Source organism: Arthrobacter monumenti (assembly GCF_054511255.1).
In genome coordinates, this window is the sequence record NZ_JBTNCY010000006.1 from 252,596 (window position 1) to 277,964 (window position 25,369).

21 protein-coding genes are annotated in these 25,369 nt (G+C 62.4%); 6 read left to right on the forward strand and 15 right to left on the reverse strand.

Going from position 1 to position 25,369, the window contains the following annotated elements; genetic code table 11:
- Nucleotides 1–142 precede the first annotated feature (142 nt).
- Together ACX80B_RS11040 and ACX80B_RS11045 are read left to right on the forward strand one after the other, a co-directional pair.
- Entirely contained in the window at nt 143–907 is a 765-nt protein-coding gene (locus ACX80B_RS11040; RefSeq protein ID WP_459295997.1) for an alpha/beta hydrolase, read from the forward strand.
- Nucleotides 904–1,539: a hypothetical protein gene (locus ACX80B_RS11045; protein WP_459295999.1), complete on the forward strand. Its 636-nt coding sequence runs from the start codon at nt 904–906 to the stop codon at nt 1,537–1,539. The genes ACX80B_RS11040 and ACX80B_RS11045 overlap by 4 nt, the downstream gene beginning before the upstream one ends.
- Here ACX80B_RS11045 and ACX80B_RS11050 read toward each other — a convergent pair.
- The 5 genes from ACX80B_RS11050 to ACX80B_RS11070 all read right to left on the reverse strand — a co-directional run bounded on the left by ACX80B_RS11050 (nt 1,536) and on the right by ACX80B_RS11070 (nt 6,881).
- Entirely contained in the window at nt 1,536–2,852 is a 1,317-nt protein-coding gene (locus ACX80B_RS11050) for a sensor histidine kinase (protein ID WP_459296001.1), read from the reverse strand. The two genes, ACX80B_RS11045 and ACX80B_RS11050, sit on opposite strands and share 4 nt — an antisense overlap.
- Nucleotides 2,853–2,889: 37 nt before the next feature.
- Complete coding sequence (lepB, locus tag ACX80B_RS11055; protein ID WP_459296003.1) at nt 2,890–3,432, reverse strand: signal peptidase I; 543 nt, start codon at nt 3,430–3,432, stop codon at nt 2,890–2,892.
- Nucleotides 3,433–3,435: 3 nt separating this feature from the next.
- Entirely contained in the window at nt 3,436–5,049 is a 1,614-nt protein-coding gene (locus ACX80B_RS11060; protein WP_459296005.1) for a multicopper oxidase family protein, read from the reverse strand.
- A gap of 107 nt (nt 5,050–5,156) precedes the next feature.
- Complete coding sequence (locus ACX80B_RS11065; RefSeq protein WP_459296007.1) at nt 5,157–5,702, reverse strand: hypothetical protein; 546 nt, start codon at nt 5,700–5,702, stop codon at nt 5,157–5,159.
- Between the two features lie 78 nt (nt 5,703–5,780).
- On the reverse strand, nt 5,781–6,881 hold the full coding sequence (locus tag ACX80B_RS11070) for an ROK family glucokinase (protein WP_459296009.1): 1,101 nt from the start codon (nt 6,879–6,881) through the stop codon (nt 5,781–5,783).
- 140 nt (nt 6,882–7,021) lie between these two features.
- On the opposite strand from ACX80B_RS11070, the gene ACX80B_RS11075 reads away from it, so the two are divergent.
- A complete protein-coding gene (locus ACX80B_RS11075) occupies nt 7,022–8,830 on the forward strand; it encodes an AMP-dependent synthetase/ligase (protein WP_459296010.1) in 1,809 nt (602 codons plus the stop codon).
- A gap of 47 nt (nt 8,831–8,877) precedes the next feature.
- Here the strand turns inward: ACX80B_RS11075 and ACX80B_RS11080 are convergent, their stop codons facing one another.
- The 4 genes from ACX80B_RS11080 to gcvP form a co-directional block, all read right to left on the reverse strand.
- Nucleotides 8,878–10,284, reverse strand: coding sequence for a mycothione reductase (locus ACX80B_RS11080; protein ID WP_459296142.1), 1,407 nt, complete (start codon nt 10,282–10,284; stop codon nt 8,878–8,880).
- A gap of 18 nt (nt 10,285–10,302) precedes the next feature.
- A complete protein-coding gene (locus ACX80B_RS11085; RefSeq protein ID WP_459296012.1) occupies nt 10,303–11,553 on the reverse strand; it encodes a MinD/ParA family ATP-binding protein in 1,251 nt (416 codons plus the stop codon).
- A gap of 129 nt (nt 11,554–11,682) precedes the next feature.
- On the reverse strand, nt 11,683–15,111 hold the full coding sequence (locus ACX80B_RS11090) for a pyruvate carboxylase (RefSeq protein WP_459296014.1): 3,429 nt from the start codon (nt 15,109–15,111) through the stop codon (nt 11,683–11,685).
- A gap of 131 nt (nt 15,112–15,242) precedes the next feature.
- Complete coding sequence (gene gcvP, locus ACX80B_RS11095; protein ID WP_459296016.1) at nt 15,243–18,107, reverse strand: aminomethyl-transferring glycine dehydrogenase; 2,865 nt, start codon at nt 18,105–18,107, stop codon at nt 15,243–15,245.
- A gap of 88 nt (nt 18,108–18,195) precedes the next feature.
- Between gcvP and ACX80B_RS11100 the strand changes: the two genes are divergently transcribed.
- Nucleotides 18,196–19,011, forward strand: coding sequence for a ParA family protein (locus ACX80B_RS11100; RefSeq protein WP_459296018.1), 816 nt, complete (start codon nt 18,196–18,198; stop codon nt 19,009–19,011).
- Nucleotides 19,012–19,122: 111 nt separating this feature from the next.
- On the opposite strand, the gene ACX80B_RS11105 is transcribed toward ACX80B_RS11100, so the two are convergent.
- From ACX80B_RS11105 to ACX80B_RS11130, 6 genes are all read right to left on the reverse strand, one after another.
- Entirely contained in the window at nt 19,123–19,716 is a 594-nt protein-coding gene (locus ACX80B_RS11105) for a MerR family transcriptional regulator (protein WP_459296020.1), read from the reverse strand.
- 195 nt (nt 19,717–19,911) lie between these two features.
- Nucleotides 19,912–20,412: a bifunctional nuclease family protein gene (locus tag ACX80B_RS11110; protein WP_459296022.1), complete on the reverse strand. Its 501-nt coding sequence runs from the start codon at nt 20,410–20,412 to the stop codon at nt 19,912–19,914.
- A 12-nt stretch (nt 20,413–20,424) separates the two neighbouring features.
- Nucleotides 20,425–21,102: a transcriptional regulator FtsR gene (gene ftsR / locus ACX80B_RS11115; RefSeq protein ID WP_459296144.1), complete on the reverse strand. Its 678-nt coding sequence runs from the start codon at nt 21,100–21,102 to the stop codon at nt 20,425–20,427.
- An 84-nt stretch (nt 21,103–21,186) separates the two neighbouring features.
- On the reverse strand, nt 21,187–21,681 hold the full coding sequence (locus tag ACX80B_RS11120; RefSeq protein ID WP_459296024.1) for an FHA domain-containing protein: 495 nt from the start codon (nt 21,679–21,681) through the stop codon (nt 21,187–21,189).
- Nucleotides 21,682–21,761: 80 nt separating this feature from the next.
- On the reverse strand, nt 21,762–22,148 hold the full coding sequence (gcvH, locus tag ACX80B_RS11125) for a glycine cleavage system protein GcvH (RefSeq protein ID WP_459296026.1): 387 nt from the start codon (nt 22,146–22,148) through the stop codon (nt 21,762–21,764).
- A 137-nt stretch (nt 22,149–22,285) separates the two neighbouring features.
- The gene (locus ACX80B_RS11130) at nt 22,286–23,938 is read right to left on the reverse strand and encodes a DUF7800 domain-containing protein (protein ID WP_459296028.1); all 1,653 of its coding nucleotides are present in this window, start codon (nt 23,936–23,938) and stop codon (nt 22,286–22,288) included.
- A gap of 130 nt (nt 23,939–24,068) precedes the next feature.
- Between ACX80B_RS11130 and ACX80B_RS11135 the strand changes: the two genes are divergently transcribed.
- Both ACX80B_RS11135 and ACX80B_RS11140 read left to right on the forward strand, forming a co-directional pair.
- Nucleotides 24,069–24,500, forward strand: coding sequence for an NfeD family protein (locus tag ACX80B_RS11135; RefSeq protein ID WP_459296030.1), 432 nt, complete (start codon nt 24,069–24,071; stop codon nt 24,498–24,500).
- On the forward strand, nt 24,497–25,366 hold the full coding sequence (locus ACX80B_RS11140) for a slipin family protein (RefSeq protein ID WP_459296032.1): 870 nt from the start codon (nt 24,497–24,499) through the stop codon (nt 25,364–25,366). Before ACX80B_RS11135 ends, ACX80B_RS11140 begins: the two co-directional genes overlap by 4 nt.
- The last annotated feature ends 3 nt before the right edge of the window (nt 25,367–25,369 follow it).

Below are 25,369 nucleotides of genomic sequence, written 5' to 3' on the forward strand. Positions count from 1 at the left end.
TAACCTCTCCTGACCGGTTCCGCAAGCCTTTTAGCCTGACGATTTTCCAGTGGTTTCTGCCACATTACCCTAGGCCTTTTTGCCCCCGGACGTCACCGTACTGCGCAGTGAGATTCCACGCGATCAGTGACACCATGGATACATGACAGTTCTGGCAGGCGCCGAGGCCTTCTCCAGTCCCGGCCGTGGGGAAAACGCACGGATCGGGGTTGCCCTCAGCCATGGTTTCACCGGTTCGCCTGCCAGCATGCTCGATTGGGCACGCAGTCTTGCGGCGGCGGGATATGCCGTCACTCTACCGCTCCTGCCCGGGCATGGAACCAGCTGGGAGGAGCTTGCCGCCAGCCGATGGCAGGACTGGTACGGCACTTTCGAAGCTGAATACTTGCGGCTTGCCGCACGGACGGACCACACCTTCGTCGCGGGTCTGTCCATGGGAGGAACGCTGGCGCTGAGGATCGCGGCCCATCATCCGGTGAGCGGCGTCGTCGTCGTCAATCCCGGGCTGACCTTCAGCGATCCGCTGGCCCGGTTCACCGGCGTCCTCAGATATATCCGCCAGACAGTTCCCGCTATCGGCGATGACATCAAAAAGTCCGGTGTGACGGAAGGCGCCTATCCGATGACCCCGGTTGCCGCGGTGCACCAGTTGCGGTTGCTCTTCCGCGACACCCTGAACTGCCTCGGTAAAGTACAGGCGCCGACACTCGTCTTCCAGTCCACCGTGGACCGGATAGTTCCGCCCAGCAGCGTGGCGAAGATCCAAAAACGGCTTGGCAGCGGGGAACTGGAGATCGTGCCGCTGCACAACAGCTATCATGTTGCAACGATGGATAACGATGCCGGATTTATTTTCGACCGCACCGGTGACTTCATCCAACAGCATTCGGCAGGAACCCGGCGATGAACAATTCTGAGCACGACCCCTACGATCCGGACCAGGACAACGATCCTGTCCCGGATGACGCCGCGCTTTCCGGCGGCGGCACCGGAGACGGACAGAACGAATCCGGGGCCAACCCGTCCGACGACGACGTCTGGCGGGATCTGGTATCCCGCCTGGAGCAGACAGACAGCGAACCGGAGCCGGCACAGAACCAGGAAAGCAGCGGCCGGAACCAAGACCACGGCCCGGTGCAACGGCAAGACAAAGGCCAACCGGACACAGACGGTGAATCCATTCCCGCCCCCGATCCCGTATTCGGGCATCCACGGTCGGCGGCCCCGCAACCGCGGAGGATTGACAGGGAGCACCTTGGCGGCCCCCGTGACTACACCCCCGAAGAAGAAGAGGATGACAGCTTCGTCCCGGAGGATCCGCCGTCGCCGCTGGCCGGGACCGAACCGCTGGTGGTGCTCGCGTGGTGCGGCGCCATTGGCGGTCCCCTGGTGCTGCTGTTGTCGGCCTTCTTCTTTCGTGCCCTTCCGATGCTGGCCGTAGTTGGCATCATTGCCGCGTTCCTCGCCTCGGTCGTGTTCCTGCTGATGAGGCTGCCCTCGGAACGCAGTGATGATAACGACGACGGCGCTGTCGTCTAGCAGCGCTGCTCCACCGCCGGCAGGCTGACGATCAGGCAGGTGCCGGTTCCCGTCCCGGAGCTGACCTCGAGGGATCCGCCGGCGGCCGAGACGGTTGAACGGATGATTTTCAATCCCATGGCATCCTTGCCCGGGCAGGCCTCAGGGTCGAAGCCGGAGCCGTCATCCCGGATCAGAAGCTCCGTGCGGTTCAGGTACCCACGCAACGACACTTCCACCGTCCTCGCGTTGGCGTGTTCGGCCACATTCGCCAGAGTTTCACGGGCGACCCGGTAGAATAATGCGGCCTGATCGGCATCCAAATTGAGGTTCTCCTCCAGATTGAGGATCACGCCGATTCCCTGCTCAGTCAATTTCTCCGCCAGCCGGGACAGGGCCGTTTGCAATCCCGCCTCCCGCAGGTCCGACGGGTCCAGGTTGCCGGTCATCGCCACGAGCGTCCGGATGTCATTCTGCAAGATGGAGCGGGCCCGGTTGAACAATGGACTCTGGTCGGCGGAGCCCCGCATTTCCTCGGATTCCATTGCGTAGGAGAGACCTGCCAGATCCTGGATGATTTCGCCGTGCAGGTCCCGGCCGATCCGCTGGCGTTCCAGTTCCGAAGCGTCAATGGCCCGTTCGAGCAGCTGCCGCTTTCTGGCTTGGTCTGACTGGACTCTGCGGGCCAAGCGTATCGCCGGAACCAGCTGGGCCAGTTGCAAAGCCGCCAGAGCCAGGACAGATGCGGGGGCAACACCGAGCAAGACTGCCAGTTGCATCTCCCGGACGTCCTCGTCGTCGTAATATGCCTCAAAAACCAGGGGCTGTCCGTTTGCTGCTGCCAGCTGGACATACACCTCCACCAACTCACCGGCTTCGGCTTCGTATTCGTTCTCGAGCTGGTTTTGGACCCCCAGTGTTGCGATTCCCAGGCCTGAAGAGCCGAAATTTCCTACGGTGTCCGCAAATTCAAACTGCTGCCCGATGAGTGGTGCGACATCCGAATAGATAATCCGTCCGTCAGCATTCCAGATTTTGAACCTGAGGACTGACCCCTCTTCGAGCCAGGGCTGCAGTCGTTCATCCAGCTCCCGCAGAGCCTCAGGATCTCCGGCCAGAACCTCCTCAGTCACCATAGGCGCAACGGCATTGTCCGCCAACCGCTGGGTCGATCCCACCACCCGGTTCAGTGCATGGTTCTCCGATGCTGCGTGGATCCAGAAGGCAACCGGGGTCGCAATCAGAACAAGTGCCGCCAGCCCCATTAAGAGGAAGCGCTTGACGGCAAACCGGATATCAGAACGATCCGATGCGTCGAGGGTGATCGATGCCATGTCAGCATCGTGACGCTGAAACCATGGGAAAACCCTGCTACCAATCGCCGGGATTAAAGGACCAGACAACAACGCCTTCGATGCTGTTCACCGGCAACGGACCGAAGTCGCGGGAGTCGATCGACCGTTCACGGTTGTCCCCCATTACGAAGACAGTTCCCGGAGGGACCTCTGTCAAGGGATAGAACGTTCCGTCGATGGTGGATTGGTCCACGAACGGCTCATCCACTTGAACGGAATCGACGTAGAGCAGCCCGTCCCTGACCTCGATTTGCTGGCCGGCTTCGGCCACCACGCGCTTGATCACCGGTGTTTCATCCGCTGGTGATGGGAAAACCACCAGGTCCCCCAACTCGACGTCGGACTTGGCCTGCCCGGTTTTCAGCACGAAAGCGATACTTCCGGGATCGAGGGTCGGTTCCATGCTGGCCAAGTCCACGCCCACCGGTTCAATCACCCACAGCCTGAGAGCGAAAAGCCCCGCCAGGATGGCAATAACGACGACGGCCAGTACCGTCTTCCGCCTCCGCCGCCAGGAAGAGGCGGGGGCAGAAGACGGTGCCGACCGGATCGCAGCCATTTTCTAGTCCGGTTCTGTGTCGAGGTGTGCCGGGTCTGCGAGCATGGGATCGCCGTCGATGGTGTCGTCTCCGACGGGGCCTACTCTGAATTGCATCATCATGGAGTGGTCCTCGTGGGGGAGGTTGTGGCAGTGCACCATGTAGCGGCCCTTGTGCGGACCGAATTGCATCAGGAGCCTGACCGTTTCGTTCTCCCCGACATAGACGACATCCTTGGGGCCGCGTTCATAGGGGAAAGGTGCTCGTCCGTTCCGACTGAGGATCTTGTGGTCGACCAGGTGGATGTGGATGGGGTGGAACCAGCCACCGGATTTGTTTTCGAACTCCCAGATTTCCGTTGCCCCGAGTTTCGGGTTGGCGCTGACCATCTTGAAGTTGCTGGCTATGACTTCTTCCCAAGTGGTGCCGTTGATGGTCCAAGGTTCGATCTCTCCACCGCGTTGTACCCGGAAATGGCGCGTCTTCACCGCGTCCTTCGGGTCCAGTTCCATCACCTCGCTGTGGGCCAGAGTGGTGGGGATCCGGTTCCATTTCGGGTCGGCCTTCATCTTCTTCACGCTCGGCGGGGCGACGACGTCGAAGGCCATCACCTTGTTCGTGTGGTCGTAGTCGCGGTTATTGTCGTTGGACAGGTTCCGCAGCTCAACCCGGGTGCCTGGCCGATACTTACTGAAATCGATCAGCACCTCATAGCGCTCGGCCATGCTGTGGCGCCAATTATTCACCGTCTGGGTTTGCGGCATTAGGCCGCCGTCGGTGGCAACCATATACATCGGATCCCCGGTGCTGAGCGCGAAGCGGTAGGAACGCGAGATCGAGGCATTCAAGACCCGGAAGCGGTAAACCCGCGGCTGGACCTTCATCACCGGCCAGGGCCGGCCATTAACGAGGATCACATCCCCCCACAGCCCGGAATGGCTCCGGTCGTCATAGGCAAGGGAGCCATCCTCAGCGAACATGGCGTCGCTGACCACCAGCGGAACATCGAACGCGCCCTGTGGCAACAGCCGGCGCTCCAGCGGGTCGTGCATGACGTAGACAGCGGCAAGGCCCGAGTAGACGTTCTGCGCCGTGAAATGCACGGCGTGATCGTGATACCAAAGAGTCCGCGCCGCCTGGAAATTAGGGTAATGGTATTCCTTGCAGAATCCGGGGGGCGTCATATCGTTGGCGTACCCGTCATACTGCGGCAGCGAAGCCGACCCATGCAGATGGGTCGATGACGCCATCAGGTGACCCCACTGTGGATGAAACTTGGGCAGCTTGTTACGCACATTCACTGTAGCCCGGGTTCCCTGCTCCAACTCGATCGTCGGGCCCGGGAAGATCCCCTCGTAGCCCAGGATCCGGGTCGTCTTCCCGGGCACGATCCGCGCCGTGCTCTGACGCATCGAAATTTCATAGTGGTTCACCCGCTGCCCGTCCTCCCACGTCACGGACTTAGGCCGCAGCTTTGGTGGCTTAACGAATGCGGTTTTATAGGGGCGGGGCATCTCCCGCTCGTCGAGTTGACTGGCCGACTTCGCTGAGACTGTGGAGATCGGGACAGTCACCAGTGACGCACCTGCAACTCCCACAGCGCCCCATTTGAAGACATCGCGTCTGGATACGGACATGACCGTTCACTTCCTGTACTGCATTTGTTGGTTCGATATAGCTTTGCCCGAAGTCGTTCCTGCCAGGTGATTAAATAGCCTTGGCCGAAGGAACGTTTCTGGAGCAGTTATGGGCCACCGGTGTGGTGCTCCGAGCCCAATGACAGGCGGCTGCCGTCCTCGTTTTCGAGGACCAGTGCGATCGCCTTATCCGGCAGTTCAAAGACCATGGTGGCGGTGATGGATTCCCCCTGGTCGAGCTCCTGTGCTGAGGGTGAGGACCACAGAACATGCGGTTCACCGGAGCCGATGCCATCAACGAAGTACTCCTGCGGGTCGTACCGCAGGCCGCCGGCGTCCAAGGCCGTAAGTTGAACCTGGATCCGCACCCTGTGCGCGCCCTCTTGAGGCTGGGTTCCGAGAATGGCTGCAGCGGCCGGTGGTTGCCATCCGTCAACCTCCAGCGGCGTGACACCGGTAATGCCGGCCATGCCGCCTGGTACCGGGATCGAGGCGCCCAGTGGAGCGCTCGGTTCAGGGTCCGAGGTCGTAAGGAAGAGATACCCGAGACTTGCCGCAAGTAATGCCAAGATCGCCAGCGGGATAAAAAACACCCTCCGGCGCCGGCCCCTTTGTACGGGACGGGCTTCTCCTGCTTCTAGAAGAACTGACATGCCAATAATGATCCGCTGGCACCTTGTAAAAACCTGTTGGCATTCCAACCGTGCGGTCAGCTGAAAGGACGCCGTCTTTTATGTCCCTGCAGGACGTGTTCCACGGGTGCCGGTACGCGCATTTATCCGCGCCAGATCAGCCGCTCCAACCATGCCTGCCCGTGCACCGAGGCGGGCCATACTGATCGGGGCCGCCGGCCTGAAACCACGGCCGGTCAGATAGCGGCGGAAAGAACGCTGTGCCGGCAGCAGCAGAAGGTCTCCGGCACCGCTCAGCCCGCCGCCGATGACGAACTGGCCGGGGTCGAGCGCCGCCGCCAGGTTGGCCAGTCCAAGACCAAGCCAATGGCCGACGTCGTCAAGCAGTTCAATGCAGGTGGCATCGCCTTCTGCCGCCATCCGCGTCACCAACGCTCCCGTAATGGCATCCGGATCGCCGCCGGCTGCCCGCAGCAGATCCTGGGCAACCGGTGAATTCGCACGGGCAAGTTCGCGGCCCTCGCGCCCCAAGGCATTTCCAGACGCATACTGTTCCCAACAGCCGCGGTTTCCGCACTCGCAGCGGTGGCCCTGGGGGACGATAATTTGGTGGCCGAACTCCCCGGCCACGCCATGCCGGCCCCGCTCCAGCCGTCCGTCGGCTATCAACGCGCCACCGATGCCCGTTCCTAAAGTAATGCAGACCAGGCGGCTCTGCCCGCGACCGGCTCCAAAGCGCCATTCGGCCCATCCGGCTGCGTCGGCGTCGTTGACCACCATGACCCGCCGTCGAAGTTTGTATTCAAGATTCTCCCGGAGCGGTTCATTCCGCCAAGCAAGATGCGGGCTGAAGAGAACCGTACTGCCGCTCTGGTCCATCCAGCCGGCCGCGCCGATGCCCACGGACCAGATCCGGTAACTGGCGGCAAACTCGCGGACCAGATCAACGATGACGTCTTCGACCTGGCGGGGATCCGTGGCGGGAGTGGGACGTACGAGTTCGGCCAGTACCTGACCGTGGACATCGATCACGCCGGCAGCGACCTTGGTCCCGCCAATATCAATACCGATCGCCAGCCCACGGCGTCCCAGCCTGGCCGGCACAGCAGGCAACACCCGGGGACGTCCCGTGGCTGGTCCCGTCCTCGGCCACAAGGGGCCGCCGGAAGCGGGACGGGGCCTGCTGCTTTGTCTACTCATACGGGGCCATTCTACGGAAGGTCGTTTTTGTCACCTGAAAGTTACCTACTGCCGGCAGTCACCCATCGGCTGAACCGGCTCCGCCCCGGTAGGCTATTGACAACCCCTTGGGGGCATTGGCAGGTACCGAAGGAGCTATCGTGCGAGAATACAGCGTTCCGGTGATGGTTGAATCACCCCAGGACAGCAACATTACCGATCTTGTCATCCGGCAGGCGGAGAAGCCATCCAACCCTGCGCTCTTCTCCCGCAAAGACGATGAGGGAAACTGGCAGAACATCCAGGCAACCGACTTCCTGGCCGATGTTTCGTTGCTCGCCAAGGGACTTATCGCCTCCGGCATCGGCGCCGGCGACCGGGTTGGAATCATGGCGCGCACCCGGTACGAATGGTCCTTGGTCGACTTTGCAATTTGGTTTGCCGGTGCTGTGTCCGTGCCGATTTATGAAACCTCCTCCCCCAGCCAAGTCGCCTGGAACCTTGGCGACTCCGAATCAGTCGCCATCTTCGTCGAGTCCGGCAAGCATGAAAATATCGTCCGCCAGGCCGCAGAGGCAGAGAGCCTGTCAGCGATCGCGCATGTATGGCAGCTCGAAGGTGACGGGCTGGACGCCTTACGTGCCGCTGGCGCCGGTATCAGCGATGAAGAGCTCGAAGAGCGGCGTAAGACGTCGCATCTGGCAGACGTCGCCACCATCATCTACACCTCCGGAACGACCGGTCGCCCCAAGGGCTGCGAACTGACGCACGGGAACTTTGTGGAACTCTCGGAGAATGCTGTGGCAGCAATTTCCGAGGTGGCCTACGAAGGCGCCCAGACGATCATGTTCCTGCCGTTGGCCCATGTTTTCGCCCGGTTCATCTCTGTAATGTGCGTAGCTGCCGGCGCAACGGTCGCCCACACCCCGGATATCAAGCACCTGCTGCCCGACCTGCAGAGCTACAAACCGACGTTCATCCTGGCGGTCCCCCGGGTATTTGAAAAGGTCTACAACTCCGCCTCACTCAAGGCGGAGGACGGCGGCAAAGGCAAGATCTTCGCCAAAGCCACCGAGACGGCCATCGCCTACTCCAAGGCCGAGCAGGACGGATCGGTTGGCTTCGGTTTGAAGCTCCGGCACGCACTCTTCGACAAGCTCGTCTATGGCAAGCTGCGCGATGCCATGGGTGGACGGGTCAAGCATGCAGTCTCGGGCGGGGCTCCACTGGGTGAACGCCTCGGGCACTTCTTCCACGGCATCGGCCTCACCGTCCTCGAGGGATACGGCCTGACCGAAACAACCGCTCCCATCTCGGTAACCACCCCGGCCCTGATCAAGATCGGAACGGTCGGAGTTCCGCTGCCGGGCAATGCGGTAAAAATTGCCGACGACGGCGAGATCCTGACCAAGGGCGTCTGCGTCATGCGCGGGTATTACAAGCGCGACGATCTGACAGCGGAGGCGTTCGTGGACGGATGGTTCGCGACCGGAGACATCGGCGAGCTCGACGACCATGGCTATCTGACGATCACCGGCCGGAAAAAGGAAATCATCGTCACGGCCGGTGGAAAAAACGTCATCCCTGCACTGCTGGAGGACCAGATCCGGTCCGATCCGCTGGTTTCCCAGTGTGTGGTGCTCGGTGATCACCGGCCCTTCATCTCAGCGCTGGTCACCATCGATGAAGAATCCCTGCCGGGCTGGCTGGAGCGGCACGGGCTGCCGTCGTCGACCACCGTGGCACAGGCAGCGGAAAACGAACAGGTCCAGGCCGAGATCCAGAAGCTGATTGATAATGCCAACTCCACGGTGTCGCAGGCTGAGCAGATCAAGTCGTTCCGGATTGTTGCGGTGGACTTCACCGAGGAGTCAGGACATTTGACCCCTTCGTTGAAGATCAAACGTGTGCAGGTTCTGAAAGACTATGACGATCTGGTCAACGAAATTTACCTGGCACCGCGCTCCTGATTGGGGCCGGGTCCTCCGGGTCTTCTGTCCGGCTCTTGAGTCCCAGGCTAAAGTTCCAGTCCGAGCAAGGCGTTCTCCACGACCTCGGTCAGTGCCGGGTGGATCCAGTACTGGCCGGTGGCCATGGTCCGCGCGTCCAGGCCGAACGACATGGCCTGGATCAGCGGCTGGATGATCATGGACGCTTCGTGGCCCATGATGTGCGCGCCAAGCAACTTCCCGGTGCCCGTCTCGGCAATGACTTTGACGAAGCCGTCGTCGTCCTCCATTGCCCAGCCGTAGGCAGTTGAGCCGTAGGCCTGCAGATGCATGGCTATTGTGCTGCCGTTTTCGGCCGCGTGCCGGCGTGCCTGCTCCTCGGTCAGTCCCACACTGGCGATCTGCGGCCGGGTGAAAACGGCAGACGGGACAAAGCGGTGGTCGCTGGCCCGCAGCTCATCGGGATGGATCAGATTGTGGCTCACGACCTTGGCCTCGTGATTGGCCACGTGTTTGAGCTGGTAGTCGCTGCTGACATCACCAAGTGCCCAGACGCCCTCGACCGGTGAGCCTCCGGCCAGCACCCGCTGCCAGTCGTCGACGGCGATGCGGCCGTCCGGAGTGATGTCGAACCCAGCCGCTTCGACATCGAGCGTGTCGGTATTGGGACGGCGGCCGGTCGCCATCAACACAATGTCGACTTCCTCGGTCCGGGCTTCGCCACCGCCGGTCGGAACAATGGCCGCTTCGACACGGCCATCGGGCAGTTCGGTGATGGTCCCCACCGTGCACCCGAGCCGGACGTCCCATTGGCGCTCCGCCTGGCTGGTGTAGCGCAGAGAGATGTCCCGGTCCTCGTGCCTGAGCAGTTGATTGGAGCGGTTTATCTGGATGACTTCGGAACCGAGGCTGTCGAAGATGTGGGCGAACTCGGCAGCCACAAACCCTCCCCCGACAATCAAGATGCGGCCCGGCAGTTCGTCGATCCGCATCACCGTGTCGGAGGTGTGGACCTGCGGGAGGTGCTGACCGGCGGTTTCCGGAATGATCGGGCGGGAACCGGCGGCAACCACAACCTGCTCCGCCGTCAACACCGTGCCGGAATCAGTCACCAGTGTCTTCGGGCCCGTGAACCGGACATGCTCCTGATACAGCGTGACGTTATCCAACTCGACATCACGGTAGTTTTTGCCCGATTCGGAAATGGTGTCGATACGGCTGAATATCCGGTCGCGGATCTTCGGCCAATGGACCTCGTTGACCGTCGCGTCAATACCGAGCTTCGCGGCCTTGACCGTGGAGTGCGCCAGTTCCGCCGGGTAGACATACATCTTCGTCGGAATGCAGCCCACGTTGAGACAGGTGCCCCCGAAGGTTCCGCCATCCACAATAGCAACCTTCTTGTCGTTCCAGTCGTCCGTGATGAGCGAATTGCCCGAGCCCGATCCGATAATGATCAGGTCGTAGTGTTCCACCGGTGCCGACCCCACTTTCTATGACTGCAGCTCGTCGACGACCAGTGCCGCGAGTTCAATGGCCGCGGTCCGGGTTGCCGGGCGCAGCTTTGTCAGCTCAATCCGGGATCCCTCGGCCAGATGGCGGTCGTACGGAATTTTAACCACAGTGCGTACCCGCGACTGGAAATGCTCTTCAATCTGCGACACGTCAACCAGCGAGCCGCCACCGGAGGACATGTTGATGACGACGATGGCTTTGGCTACGAGGTCATGCCGGTCATGTGCTTCAAGCCAGGACAATGTCTCGGAAGCCAGACGTGCCTCGTCAACGCTGCCACCGGAGACCAGTACCACGGTGTCCGCTTTCTCCAAGGTGCCTTTCATCACCGAATGGACCATCCCGGTGCCCGAGTCTGTGAGCACAACGGAGTAGTAGCGGTCCAGGATTTCCGTCACGGCGCGGTAGTCCACCTCGTCGAAGGCCTGGGCCACCGTCGGATCAGTGTCCGAGGCCAGCACATCCAGCCGCGAGCCGTCGCGGGCCACATAGTCCGACAACTGTGCGAACGAATCCACCGCGAAGCGGTCGTGGACCAACTGCCGGGCTGTGTGGTCGGCGCTGCCCGGGGAACGGTCGGACAAGGTGCCGCGATCCGGATTGGCGTCGACGGCGATGACGCGGTCCTCCCGGATATCAGCAAGGGTCATGCCCAGCAGGGTCGTGACGGTCGTCTTTCCCACCCCACCCTTGCGGGACAGGATGGGAATGTAACGTGTCCGCCCGCCCAGGCGGACGCCAATCCGGTGCTCCAAGGCACGCTGGACGCGGACCTTTTCGGAATCGCCCGGATTGAGATAACCGAAGGTGGCAGCGTAGAGCCACTTCCGCCAGCCACCCATGGGCGGACGGTTGGTCCGGGTGAGGAGACGGTCGGCGGTCAGTGCAGCCGCCGGTTCCGGACCGGCGTCGTGCATCCTGCGCGTGGTGGAGCGGTCAGCCGGGACCTCATCCTCGTCACCGCCGGCCGGCGGTGCAACCGGCATCGGCGGAGCCTGTTCCGAGGGAAGTCCCGCCTGCACGGGCCAGGACGACGTCTGGAGAGATGACGGGTTGTCCGCCTCCGCTGTATCTTGTGAACCGGAGTCCGTGGGGACTGTCACCGGCGTGCCGGCCACCCACTGTCCGGCCCACGGCCCATCGGCCACCACGCCGGCCTCATCCGGTTGAAGCGTGTCGTCGTGTGGTCCAGCCTCCGGTTGGCCGGGCTTCTTCTGCTCTGGCGTCATAAGTCTTTCCGTGGTCGGTCCGGCGGGCGCCGCCGGCTGCTGCAGCGGTGCCTCGAATCTGCACTCACCATAGCGCACCGGCGGCGTCGTTCACCTCCACGGCGGCAAACCCACACACCACCGAAGCAACTAGTTTTTGATTGCCACCAGCAGGTCTCCGCCCTGGACCTGTTCCACCTTGGAGATGGCAAGCCGGTCCACAGTGCCGCCTACCGGCGTCGTAATCGAGGCTTCCATCTTCATGGCTTCAATGGTTGCCACCGTGTCGCCGGCTTCCACCTGGTCGCCTTCGGCGACGGTCACGGTGACGGCACCGGCGAACGGGGCGGCAACGTGTCCATTGTCGGCCGGGTCGGCCTTCTCCGCGACCTTGGCGTGGCTTTCGACGCTCTGGTCGCGCACCAGCACAGGCCGCATCTGGCCGTTGAGCGTACACATCACCGTGCGCATGCCCTTGGCGTCCGCCTCGGAGATGGCCTCCAGCGTGGCGATCAGCCGCACTCCCTGCTCCAGGGCAATCGTGTGCTCCTCGCCGGGCTGCATGCCGAACAGATAGTCGCGGGTGTCGAGGACCGAGACATCACCATACAGTTCGCGGTTGCGCAGGAATTCCTTCGTGGGGCCTTCGAACAGCAAGCGGTTCAGGGTCTGCCTGCGGGTTTTCGAATCCGACTGCAGCGCGGCACTGTCATCGTCGCTGAGCTCAACATCGCGCACCTTGATCGAGCGGCCCTGCAGCGCCTTGGTCCGGAACGGCTCCGGCCATCCTCCCGGAGGGTCCCCCAGTTCTCCGCTGAGGAACGAGATCACGGAGTCCGGAATGTCGTAGCTTTGCGGGTTCTGCTCAAACTCGGCCGGATCCACATTGGCTCCCACCAACTGCAACGCCAGGTCGCCAACCACCTTCGACGACGGCGTGACCTTGACGAGGCGGCCGAGCATCCGGTCGGCGCTCGTGTACATGTCCTCGATCGCTTCGAAGCGTTCGCCGAGACCCAGTGCTATTGCTTGCTGGCGGAGATTGGACAACTGGCCGCCGGGAATTTCATGCCGGTAGACGCGCCCGGTCGGCCCGGCCAGGCCGGACTCGAAGGGCGAATACATCCGGCGGACCGCTTCCCAGTAAGGCTCGAGCGCACTGACCGCTTCCAGGCTGAGTCCGGTGTCCCGCTCGGTGTGGGCCAATGCCGCCACCAGGGCCGACGCCGAGGGCTGGCTGGTGGTACCGGCCAACGTCGCGCTGGCGGTGTCGACGGCGTCCACCCCGGCATCGGAAGCGGCCAGCAGTGTGGCAAGCTGGCCACCCGCGGTGTCATGGGTGTGCAGGTGCACCGGAAGATCGAACTTTTCGCGCAGGGCGTTGACCAGCACTGATGCCGCCGCCGGACGCAGTAGCCCGGCCATGTCCTTGATTGCAAGGATGTGGGCACCGGCATCGACCATCTGCTGCGCAAGGTTCAGGTAGTAGTCGAGGGTGTAGAGCTTTTCCTCCGGGTCCAGCATGTCCGCGGTGTAGCACAAGGCCACTTCCGCCACGGCAGTCCCGGTCTTGCGGACCGCCTTGATGGCCGGCTCCATCTGCGACACATCATTAAGGGCGTCAAAAATACGGAAAATGTCGATGCCGGTGGCCGCGGCTTCTTCAACGAAGGCATCGGTCACTTCCACCGGGTACGGCGTATAGCCGACCGTGTTGCGTCCGCGCAGCAGCATCTGCAGGCAGATATTCGGCACGGCCTTGCGCAGGGCGGCAAGGCGCTCCCAAGGATCCTCGCCCAGGAAGCGGAGTGCGACGTCGTAGGTTGCACCGCCCCAGGCCTCCACCGAGAGCAACTGCGGTGTCAGTTGGGACACGGCCGGGCCGGCAGCGACCAGGTCACGGGTGCGCACACGGGTCGCCAGCAGCGACTGATGGGCATCGCGGAACGTCGTATCGGTGACCGCGAGCGCCGTCTGACTGCGCAGTTCGGCAGCGAAGCCTTCCGGCCCGAGCTCCTGGAGCCGTTGCCGCGATCCTGACTCGACTGGACGTTGAGCGCTGTCGGAACTGGTGTTGGGAACGTCATCCAGGACCGGCAATTTCTGCGCCGGATCGAGCTGGACATGTGCTTCGCCGTGCGGCTTATTGACGGTTACCTCGGCGAGCCAGGTCAGCAGCTTGGTGCCGCGGTCGGCCGAACCGCGTGCCTGCTGCAGCTCGGGCCGCTCATCGATGAAGGAGGTGGCGACATCGCCAGCCAGGAAGGCAGGATCGTCGAGGACCGCCTGTAGGAAGGGGATGTTGGTCGAGACGCCGCGGATCCGGAACTCCGCCAGAGCGCGGCGGGCGCGGGCGACGGCGGCGCCGTAGCTCCGGCCACGGCAGGTGAGCTTGACCAGCATCGAATCGAAGTGCGGGCTGATCTCGGCACCTGCGTACACTGTGCCGCCGTCGAGCCTGACACCGGCGCCACCGGCGGAGCGGTAGGCCGAGATCTTGCCGACGTCGGGCCGGAAGCCGTTGGCAGGGTCCTCGGTGGTGATGCGGCACTGCAGCGCGGCGCCCTTGAGGGAAATCTGGTCCTGCATCAGGTCCAGGTCCTCGAGGGTCTCCCCCGCGGCAATGCGCATCTGGGCCTGTACCAGGTCGACGTCGGTCACTTCCTCCGTGACAGTGTGCTCGACCTGGATCCGCGGATTCATCTCGATGAAGACATGCTCGCCGGCGCGTTCGCCGACGGTATCGACGAGGAACTCCACCGTTCCGGCGTTGACATAGTTCAGTTCCTTCGCAAAGGCCACAGCGTCCCGGTAGAGCGCCTGGCGGATATTCTCGTCCAGGTTCGGCGCCGGGGCGATCTCCACGACTTTCTGGTGCCGGCGCTGCAGCGAGCAGTCGCGCTCGAACAGGTGGACGACGTTACCCTCGCCGTCGGCCAGCACCTGGACCTCGATGTGCCGCGGCCGCAGGACGGCGCGTTCCAGGAACATCGTCGGATCGCCAAACGCTGTCTCCGCTTCGCGCATGGCCGATTCCAGAGCGGCCCGCAGGTCTTCGGGCTTCTCCACCCGGCGCATGCCGCGGCCGCCACCTCCGGCTACGGCTTTGGCAAAGATCGGAAATCCGACCTTCTCCGCTGCCGCCATCAGTTCATCGAGATCGGCGCTCGGTGCACTGGATTCCAGCACCGGGATGCCGGCCTTCCGCGCCGCTTCGAGGGCGTGCACCTTGTGGCCGGCGAGTTCCAGTACCTCTGCCGGCGGCCCGATGAACGTGATGCCGGCCTTCTTGGCAGCCGTGGCCAGCCCGGGGTTCTCGGACAGGAATCCGTAGCCGGGGTAGATCGCGTCACAACCGGCCTCGGTCGCCACGCGGATGATCTCGTCGACGTCGAGGTAGGCACGGACCGGGTGGCCTTCCTCGCCGATCAGATACGCCTCGCCCGCCTTCTGGCGGTGGATGGAGTTGCGGTCCTCGTGAGGAAAGACCGCGACGGTCTTCGCACCGAGTTCATAACCGGCGCGGAAGGCGCGGATGGCGATTTCGCCGCGGTTGGCTACCAGAATCTTCGAGAACATGCCCTGCCTATCTGCGTAAACTGCTCAATCGGTACTGCGTAACTTACATGACACGCCGGTGGAAGCGTGCTTTTGGTTACATCACTGTCCGGCGCTTGCGGACTTTTTAACAAAAATGGGTCCGGCTGCGCCTATCCGGGCGCTTCCGCCAGCTCCTCCAGTGGAGGACAGGAACAGATCAGGTGCCGGTCGCCGTAAGCCTGGTCGACCCGGCTGACGGGCGGCCAGTACTTGCCCCGGGGTTCGACGCCGGCAGGGTAGACGGCGTCCGCCCGGCTGTAGCTGTGATCCCAGCTCTCAGTGAGGCTCTTGGCCGTATGCGGCGCATTGACCAGCGGGTTGTCGTGCGCCGGCCACAGTCCGTCCTGCACCGCCGCGATTTCCTTCCGGATGGCGATCATCGCGTCAATGAACCGGTCCATCTCGGCGAGGTCCTCCGATTCGGTCGGTTCGACCATCAGCGTCCCGGCCACCGGGAAGGACATCGTGGGTGCGTGGAAACCATAGTCGATCAGCCGTTTGGCGACGTCCTCAACCGTGATGCCGCTCTGCGCGGTGAGCTTCCGCAGATCCAGAATGCACTCATGTGCCACCAGGTCATGGGCGCCGGTGTACAGCACGGGATAGTGGTCGGCCAGGCTGCGTGCGATGTAGTTGGCGGAGAGGATCGCCGTCTGGGTAGCCGCACGCATTCCGTCGGGTCCCATCATCCGGATGTAGGCCCAGGAAATAGGCAGGATCGACGCCGACCCGTACGGTGCCGCCGACACCAGTCCGACGGCGGAATCCTCACCGAGTTCGCGGGCCGGCAGGTACTTGGCCAGGTGTTCCCGCACGCCGATAGGACCGACGCCGGGTCCCCCGCCGCCATGCGGTATGCAGAACGTCTTGTGCAGGTTCAGATGCGATACATCGGCACCGAATTTGCCCGGCTTTGCAAGCCCGATCAGCGCGTTAAGGTTGGCGCCGTCAACGTAAACCTGCCCGCCGGCGTCGTGCACCAATTCGCAGACTGTGGTGATCTCAGTTTCAAAAACACCGTGCGTGGACGGGTAGGTGATCATCATCGCGGCCAGGTCCGACTCGTGCTCGGTCACCTGCCGCCGGAGATCGTCGACGTCGATATTGCCGAAGTCGTCCGTCTTCACCGCCACGACCTTCAGTCCCGCCATCACCGCTGACGCCGCATTGGTACCGTGGGCGCTCTGCGGAATCAGGCAGATGTTACGTTCCGGCTGCCCGTTGTCCCGTTGGTAGGCGCGGATGGCCAGCAGACCGGCGAACTCACCCTGCGAGCCGGCATTGGGCTGGATGGAGACCGCGTCATAGCCGGTGATTTCCGCCAGCCACTCTTCAAGCTGAGTCGCCATGCCCACCATGCCAACGGTATCCTCGGCAGGCGCGTAGGGATGCAGATTGGCGAACTCCGGCCAGGTGACCGCTGCCATTTCCGCCGCGGCGTTCAGCTTCATGGTGCAGGAACCAAGCGGAATCATCCCGCGGTCGAGCGCATAGTCTGCGTCGGCCAGCCGCCGCAGGTAACGCATCATCTGCGTCTCCGAGCGGTGGCTGTGGAAGACGTCATGGGTCAAATAGTCGGTGCTGCGCGCCGGTTCTGCTTCCGCTGCCGGGCTCCAGTCCTCCGTCCGGTGCCCGAGCAGTTCCGTTACCGCCGCCAGGTCCGAATCATCGGTGGTCTCGTCGACGGCGATCTGCACAGTGTCTTTGGCGACCTGACGCAGCAGATAGCCCGCTTCATGGGCGGCGGCGACAATCCGCATCGCGTTGTTGCCACTGGTGCTGTCGACTTGGATCCGCACGGTGTCGAAGAACCGGTCATGCACCACGGTGTGTCCGGCCTCGCGGGCGGCTCCGGCGACGGCGGCGGCATATCCGGCGACCCGGTCCGCGATCTGCCGCAGTCCCTCCGGTCCGTGGTAGACGGCGTACATTCCCGCCATCACGGCCAGCAGCACCTGGGCGGTGCAAATGTTCGACGTCGCCCGTTCCCGGCGGATGTGCTGCTCGCGGGTCTGCAGAGCCAACCGATAGGCATGCTGCCCCTCCACATCCTTGGATACCCCTACCAGGCGCCCCGGAAGTGAGCGTTCCAACTTGTTCCGCACGGCCATATAGCCTGCGTGTGGTCCGCCGTATCCCATCGGCACGCCGAAGCGTTGGGAGGTTCCGACGGCGACGTCGGCCCCCACCGTCCCCGGCGCCTCCAGCAATGTCAGCGCCAGCAGATCGGCGGCGACGGCGGTCATCGCCTTGCGTTCCTTCAGCGCTTCGATGATGGGAGCCAGGTCGCGGATCTTGCCGGAGTCACCCGGATACTGGATGAGGGCGGCAAAGATGTCCGTATCCGGCAGCGGTTCGTCGAAGTCGTGCACCAGCACCGGGATCTTCAACGCCTCGGCGCGGGTATTGATGACGGCCAGTGTCTGCGGAAAAACGTCGGCATCGACGAGGAACGCTGCATCCTGTGCCGCCGTGCGGTTGGACCGGCGCATCAGCGTCATTGCTTCAGCGGCTGCGGTTCCTTCATCGAGCATCGAGGCGTTGGCGATATCCAGACCGGTTAGATCGGCCACCATGGTCTGGAAATTCAGCAGCGCCTCCAGCCTGCCCTGCGAAATTTCCGGTTGATAGGGGGTATAGGCGGTGTACCAACCCGGGTTCTCAAGTACATTCCGCTGTATCACGCTTGGCGTAAAGGTGCCGTAGTAGCCCTGCCCCAACAGCGACTTCCGCACCGTGTTCCGGGACGCCCAGGACCGCAGCTCCGCCAGCATGGCTTCTTCCGAGGCGGCCTCGGGCAGATTCAGCCGTTCGCTTGACTGGATCGTTTCCGGCAACGCGGCGCTGCAGAGCTCGTCCAGGGAACTGAATCCCAGCTTGGTCAACATATGATGAAGGTGGGGCTTCGTTGTGACACCGATGTGTCGGTGGCTGAACGGTGTTGCCGTATTGCTGCTAGCTTGTTCTTGTTTCAAGTTATGCTCCAAATAACGGTCAGTCCACAGCCATTCTAAATGGCGAAACGCTCGTGATGACTAGAAATGTTAGGTATTGGTTCTTCAAGTGCAAGTAGTGAGCATCAGCAGCCTCAAAGGCGGCGTTGGCAAGACGTCGGTAACCCTGGGACTGGCATCGGCCGCTCTGGCAGCAGGCATTCCCACCCTGGTCGTCGATCTGGATCCGCACGCGGACGCGACCACGGGACTTGGAGTACGTGCCCATGAAGAAACCGACATCGGAAGGCTTCTCAAAAGTGCCCGGCGGGCGGATCTCGCAGCCAATGTGGTCGCCAGTGGCTGGGTTGCGGCGCACGACGACGGCGGTCCCCGGCCGGTGCTCGACGTCGCCATGGGATCAGCCTATACCGGCATTTACGACCGTCCGGATCTGGGCAAGCGCGATCTGCGCCGGCTGAGCACCCTGCTGGGCAAGGTGGACCAGTACGAACTGGTTCTCATTGACTGCCCGCCCTCGCTCAATGGGCTGACCCGGATGGCCTGGACGGCGAGCAATCGTGTGCTGCTGGTCGCTGAGCCCGGCCTCTTCTCGGTGGCGGGAACTGAACGTACCCTGCGTGCCATTGAAGTGTTCAGTCACGAACTCGCGCCGAACCTGATGCCGGCCGGGATTGTCGCGAACCGTGTACGGTCCGGTTCAAGCGAGCACAGCTACCGTCTTGCGGAGATGCACGCCATGTTCGGCGAGCTGCTGCTCTCCCCCACCGTCGGCGAGCAGGCGAACTGGCAGCAGATCCAGGGTGCCGCCCACGCGATCCACAACTGGCCGGGAGAATCGGCCAAGCATGCGGCCGGCCTGTTCGACCAGTTGCTCATGAACCTGGTCTCGACCGGGCGGGTACGGGACCGGGTGCACCGGTAAGCTCCCGCCGTCGAAAGACGGCCCCAGGCGCAGAAGCCGGACCGAGTCGGCAGACAAACTAAAATTGGCGTCCATCCCGAGGGGTGGACGCCAACTGCTTTTAAAGGACTTCTAACCGATCTTGCGTGCAGTGCGGCGCTTGCTCAACTCGTCCTCCGGGAATTCCTCACCGGTGGCATGTTCGCTGGGCAGCTGGGCAAGACTTCCCTCGACCTCGCGCCATACCCGGCCCACCGCGATGCCGAAGACTCCTTGCCCGCCCTGGACAAGATCGATAACCTCATCGGCGGAAGTGCATTCGTAGACGCTTGCTCCATCACTCATCAACGTGATCTGGGCGAGGTCTTCAACGCCACGTTCGCGCAGATGCTCAACGGCCGAACGGATCTGCTGGAGCGAGACGCCGGTATCGAGCAGTCGCTTGACGACTTTGAGAACCAGGATGTCGCGGAATCCGTAAAGGCGTTGGGAACCTGAACCCGCGGCATTGCGTACCCCTGGTAGAACCAGTCCTGTACGGGCCCAGTAGTCGAGCTGACGGTACGTGATACCGGCTGCCTTGCAGACGGTGGCGCCACGGTAACCGGCGTCCTCATCAAGAACTGGAAGGTCCTCGGTGAACAGCAGCCCTTGAGCGCTTTCCGGAATCGACCGGCCGTGGGAAGCGGCGTGCGAGAGTTCGCCACCATCACCTTTCGGACTCACGTGGATCCTCCTTGTCGTAGCTCCCTGGGGGAAGTGTGCTTCAACCCTTGTCTACGAGCTAACTTCATTAAAGCCGTCGACAACTGCCGTTGCAATGGGAACCTTGTACTTCGACGTTAGAGTGGCGGGGGACAATGGTCAAAGATGCTGGCCCTTTGTCTGCTGGCGTGTCGCCGCCGTGCACTCCTGGAAGCCCTAGTTTTCGAAGTCTTCTGGCTCGACATCGTCCAGGAATTCGCGGAATTTGCGCAGTTCCTTCTCGGCGTTCTCCCCGCTGACCTTATCTTCGTCGTCGTCATCCGTTTCGGCAATTTCGACGCCGGCCTCGTCCAGTACCGCTTCGGCACAGAGCACAGGGCAGGGAATCCGCAGGGCAATTGCGATGGCGTCGGAAGCACGTGCGGAGACTACGGAATCGTCATCGAAGACCAGTTCCGCAAAGAACACCGAATCCTCCACTGTGGTCAGGTGCACTTTCTTGATGCTCCGGCCCAGAGCTTCGACGACGTCGCACAGCAGATCGTGCGTCATCGGCCTGGCGGGAACAATGCCTTGCTGGGCCAAGGCGATCGCGCTTGCTTCGGGAGTGCCGATCCAAATGGGTACGTGCCGCTCGCCGTGTGACTCTTTGAGGAGGACAAGCGGTTGATTCGAAGGCAGTTCCAGCCGGACTCCGACGATTTCCACTTCAATCACTGAGGTTCCTCCCTACCTGTCCATGCGGGCGATCTGCCCGTTAACGAGTGCACTGTGCAGGGACAGACATATATCGCTGATTTCACGTGCGGCGTCCGCGGCCCGTGCCCTGGAGGCTACATCCTTGCGCGATGCCACCGGCGCGATTGCGGTTTCCACCAGCGAGAACTCGCGGTCCGCGGCTGCGCGGAAGGGCCGCAGGTGACGCGGTTCTATACCGTGTTCCTGCAGCTGCACGCAGGCCTTGGTGATCTTAAGCGCATAATCGTCATACCGGTCATCGACGGCGCTGATCAGTCCGTGGCTGGCCAGCTCCTGGATCAGCTGCGAGCCGGCGTTGGTCTGCTTCTTCAGTTGTTCCAGTGTCAGCTGCCGTGCCTGGCCGTTGAGCTGGGTCAGCAGTTCGTCGGAGACCATGCGTGGGGAGATACTGACTCCCTCAGGCAGGTTCTCCGGCTTCTCGCCACGGTCGATGGCGTCCAGATAGTCCCGGATGACTTTCAGCGGCAGGTACTGGTCCCGCTGCAACCCCAACACGAACCGAAGGCGTTCCACGTCCTGTGCGGTGTACTTGCGGTAGCCGGCCGCCGTCCGCTGAGGACTGATCAGCCCCTTTTCTTCAAGGAACCGGATTTTGGACGCGGTGATATTCGGAAAGTCAGCACTGAGTTCGGCCAGGACCTGGCCGATGTTGAGGACACCTGTCGGCGCCCCGGATGTGTCAGCGCGGCCGTGACCGAACTGGCGCCGCGCGGGCTGGGCCGGCGACACTGGTTAGCCCTGAACCGGGACTTCACCCGTGTGGGCCGGACCAAGGTAGAAGGTCAACCGGAACTTGCCGATCTGGACCTCGTTGTGCTGGCGGAGCAGGACATGATCAACCCGGTCCTGATTGACATAGGTGCCGTTCAAGCTGCCGGTATCCACCACTTCGAAACCGCGCTGGGTGCGCCGGAATTCGGCGTGCCGCCGCGAGACTGTAACGTCGTCGAGAAAAACGTCAGCATTGGGGTGGCGGCCGGCGGTGCTTACCTCCGAGTCGAGTAGGAAACGGGCGCCACTATTGGGTCCCGAATGCGCAATCAACAGCGCTGAACCAGATGGTAGCGCCTCGACGGCGGCCATTTCCTGATCCGTGAGTTTCGGAGCAGCTAATGGGGCATCCAGATTCGGGACGCTGATCGTCGTCGTTTCGGGGGCAGTCGACTCTGAATCATCCAAGTCTCCGGCGCGCCGACCGCCTACGTACTTACCTTCATCGCCAGCCATGGTTGCCCCTCCTCCGTCTTTTCGTCCGCTTCGAGAAAGCGGTGCCTTTGACTGCAAAAACCGCCTGCTCATTCCTGGTTCTAGCCTACCTGCTGTTGGTAGTCGTCAGCGCTGAGCAGACCCTTAACAGAATCCGCGTCGGCGACGCGGATTTCCATCAGCCATCCCTGTCCATACGGGTCTGAATTGATCAGGGCGGGATCGTCGTCGAGACCCTTGTTGCTGTTGACGACCTCGCCGGTCAGTGGAGCAAAAATATCGCTGACACTCTTGGTGGATTCAACTTCACCCACGACGTCGGACGCGGAAACGGATGTCCCTGCTTCGGGCATCTGCGCATACACAACGTCCCCCAAAGCGTCCTGGGCGAAATCGGTGATCCCGACGCGGACAACGCCGTCTGCATCCGGGGCCGTGATCCATTCATGCTCGGCGGTGTAGTAAAGATCGGCAGGAATATTGCTCATGAGCGGTGCCTTTCGGTCCAGGAAAATATCGATAAGCCGGGTGTCTAAGAACTCTATACGGTTCCGGAGACGACTCGCCACCGGTGACGTTTTTGGGTCGGATCGACAACTTTCCCAGCTACCGCCAGCTTTCCCAGCTACCGGGGCCCCACGGTGACGGCCGCTACTTGCTTCAACCGCGGATGCAGATGGTCGTCGTCCTCTACATCGCCGGTGTCCCACCATAGTTTCAGGCCATCGGCTGAGTCCTCCAACCCCGCCAGATTGTTGTCGAACCAGGGCCCCTTGATGCCACTCCAGGAGAATGGTGGGCTGGGGACTCTCGCCGATCGGGCAACTATTGCGCCCACTGGCCCGGCCACGCCGTATGACAATGCAGCCGTGGCAAACCGCATGACCCTTGGCAAAGGATTGCGGATCGGCGAGCAGACCGCCTGGACTATGCGGCTGCCGGAGGAACGTTTAACCTCCGAGACGTAGGAGAAGTGCACATCGCCGGAGAGGAAACAGATAGTCTCCGGTGCAGTGCCTCTCTTGCCGTCGGCCACTTCAGTCACCATGCCGGCCACTGCACGGAAGGACTGCTGGAATGCCGCCCAATGCTCCATGTCAACGCCCTGACGGATTTTCTCGCCGATCTTCGCGCCACGTTTTCCCCATGCCCCTTCAGAGAGAGCCTCATTCCAGGATTCGATGTGATGCAGTCCCTCCGGAAGAAGGAATGGCAACGACGTGGCGACCAGCAGGTGCCGGAAGCCACCCTGCATCTTGTCGTCCAGCCAGGCGAGTTCTTCGTCGTCCAGTAATGACCGACGGTCGGATTCCAGAACGCGGGCTGCCCGGGAATCGATCGTGATCACACGCACGTCCCCGATATCCCGGCAATAACTCCAGCGATAACTTGCCGGTTGTTGGTTCGCCCGGTCAGCGAAGGCGTCGATGGTCTCTGTCATGTCCAGTTCGCCATCGCCGTCGTAGGCCGCGATCTCTGCCCAGATTTCGTCGTGGGCACGTTCCTCCGGCGAAAGGTTTCCGAGATGCTGATAGACCCAGTACGAGCCCAACCCCGAGACAATCCTGTCGTGCCACCATCCTGTGGCTTCGCGCTCCTGCTTCCAGGTGTAGGACGAGTTCCAGTCGTCATCGATATCGTGATCGTCAAAGATCATCGCGCTCGGCAGGTTCGACAGCAACCAACGGTTGGCTTCATCGGACCACGCGAGCTTGTAGAGATGCGCATACTCCTCAAAGTCCTTCAGCTCCTTCCCCGGCGGTTCCTCCATGCTTCGACGCGCACTGATGAACTCCTGCATCTGGTCGCTCGTCACATCCGCATAGACCTGGTCCCCCAGGAAGGCGACAAGATCGGGCCAGGCTTCGTCAGCAGTGGATGCCATCCGCAGGGCATAGGCGCGCATCGAGTCGACGCCGTGAGTGCCGTTGCCACCGGCGTCGTGCGGCACGCTGGTGCGGCAGGAACCGAATGCCATCTTGATTGGTTTACCCGGCGTCAACGTGGAGATGCACGACGGCGGGTAGTCCGAACCGCCCGCCGGCCACACCTCCTCATCGTCAATGTCGACGGTATAGGGATTGACGCTTCCCGGCGCCAGCCCGTTCACCTCAACCAACGCGTAGTGATGGCCGTGCACGGCGAAGGTCGATGCCTGCCAGGAGCTCCCTGCCGCCCGCACCGTCACCCGGCGGGCGTCGCGGGTTTCCACCCAGATGCTGGCCGACGTTTCGTCGACGAAGCGCATCATTGGGCCGAGGATAAGAGATTCAGTCATTCATCAGTTCTACCGTTTCCGGAGACTTACGGCCATTGCGGACTTCGTTCATACCTTTATCTCCCGCGGCACGAGGGATACGCTCATGTACAACGACATTAGGATCGCATGACCCAGTCGAGGACCGAGCATGACCGCGAGCGGAGCGCACACCGGAGCGATTGCCGTGACCGGATCTGAGGTCGACCTGCTCGACGAAATTGGTTCTGCTCTGTCCTCCTTCATCGAGGGCCTCGGCCTGGGCTGGGATCTGTTCCTAAGTTTGATTGTGCCCACGCTGATCCTTGCCCTCGGCGGGTTGTTCCTGGCCGTGTGGCTCTGGCGCCGCTCCCGCCCCACATCCAGCAGCAGCGGTACAGATCATTTCAGGGGACAGATCGTCACGGTAAGATCAGCGGAAGGTACACACGCGCTGGCATTCGTGGAGGGCAGCTGGTGGTCGTTGCACAGCACCGGCGGGCCGTTGAGGGCGGGCGACCGCGTGCGGGTCCGGGCAGTCGATGGCCTCTTCCTGGTCGTCGAGCCGCTGGCCGGAGAAGCGCCGACTGAGGAGGACGCATGATTGACGGCACGCTGATCGGTCTGGGCGTTGCGGCTCTGGTGGTTATCTACATCGTCACCCGGGCCGTCAAGATCGTCCCGGAGTACGAACGGGGCGTCATCTTCCGCCTAGGCCGCATCCAGGCGCCGAAAGGCCCTGGGCTGTTCGTGATTGCCCCGTTCCTCGACCGCATGCGGCGCGTGGATCTGCGCACGCATACCTACGATGTGCCTTCCCAGGATGTGATTACCCGGGACAACGTCACGGTCCAAGTCAACGCCGTGGCCTACTTCAACGTGGTCGATCCGGTGCGTGCGGTGCTCTCTATCGAGGATTACCGTGTCGGTACCCAGCAGGTCGCCCAAACGACGTTGCGCAGCATTATCGGCCAGACCAGCCTGGACGATCTACTGACCAAACGGGATGAGATCAACCAGCAGCTGCAGCGGGTCATTGACGAGGTCACCGACCCATGGGGCGTCAAGGTCACCATCGTGGAGGTCAAGGATGTTCTGCTCCCGGAGAGCATGCGGCGGGCGATGGCCCGGCAGGCCGAGTCCGAGCGGGACCGGCGCGCCAAGGTCATCCATGCCCTTGGCGAGCAGGAAGCCGCCGAGAACCTGGGGAAGGCGGCGGAGGTCCTCGAAGCCCACCCGGCCGCAATGCAGTTGCGGACCCTGTCCTCAATGCTGGAGCTCGGCGCGGAACAGAACTCGACAGTGGTCTTTCCTGTACCGATGGAGTTGCTCCGGCTGTTCGAGGCACATGGCTCGCCCGCGGACCGCAGCGGACAGGCACCGAGTACCGGGGTGGAAGCCGGAACCGACGACGTCGGCTCTCCCCAACCGCCGCGCCCTGAGGGCGACGGCGGCGGTTACCGGATCTGATAT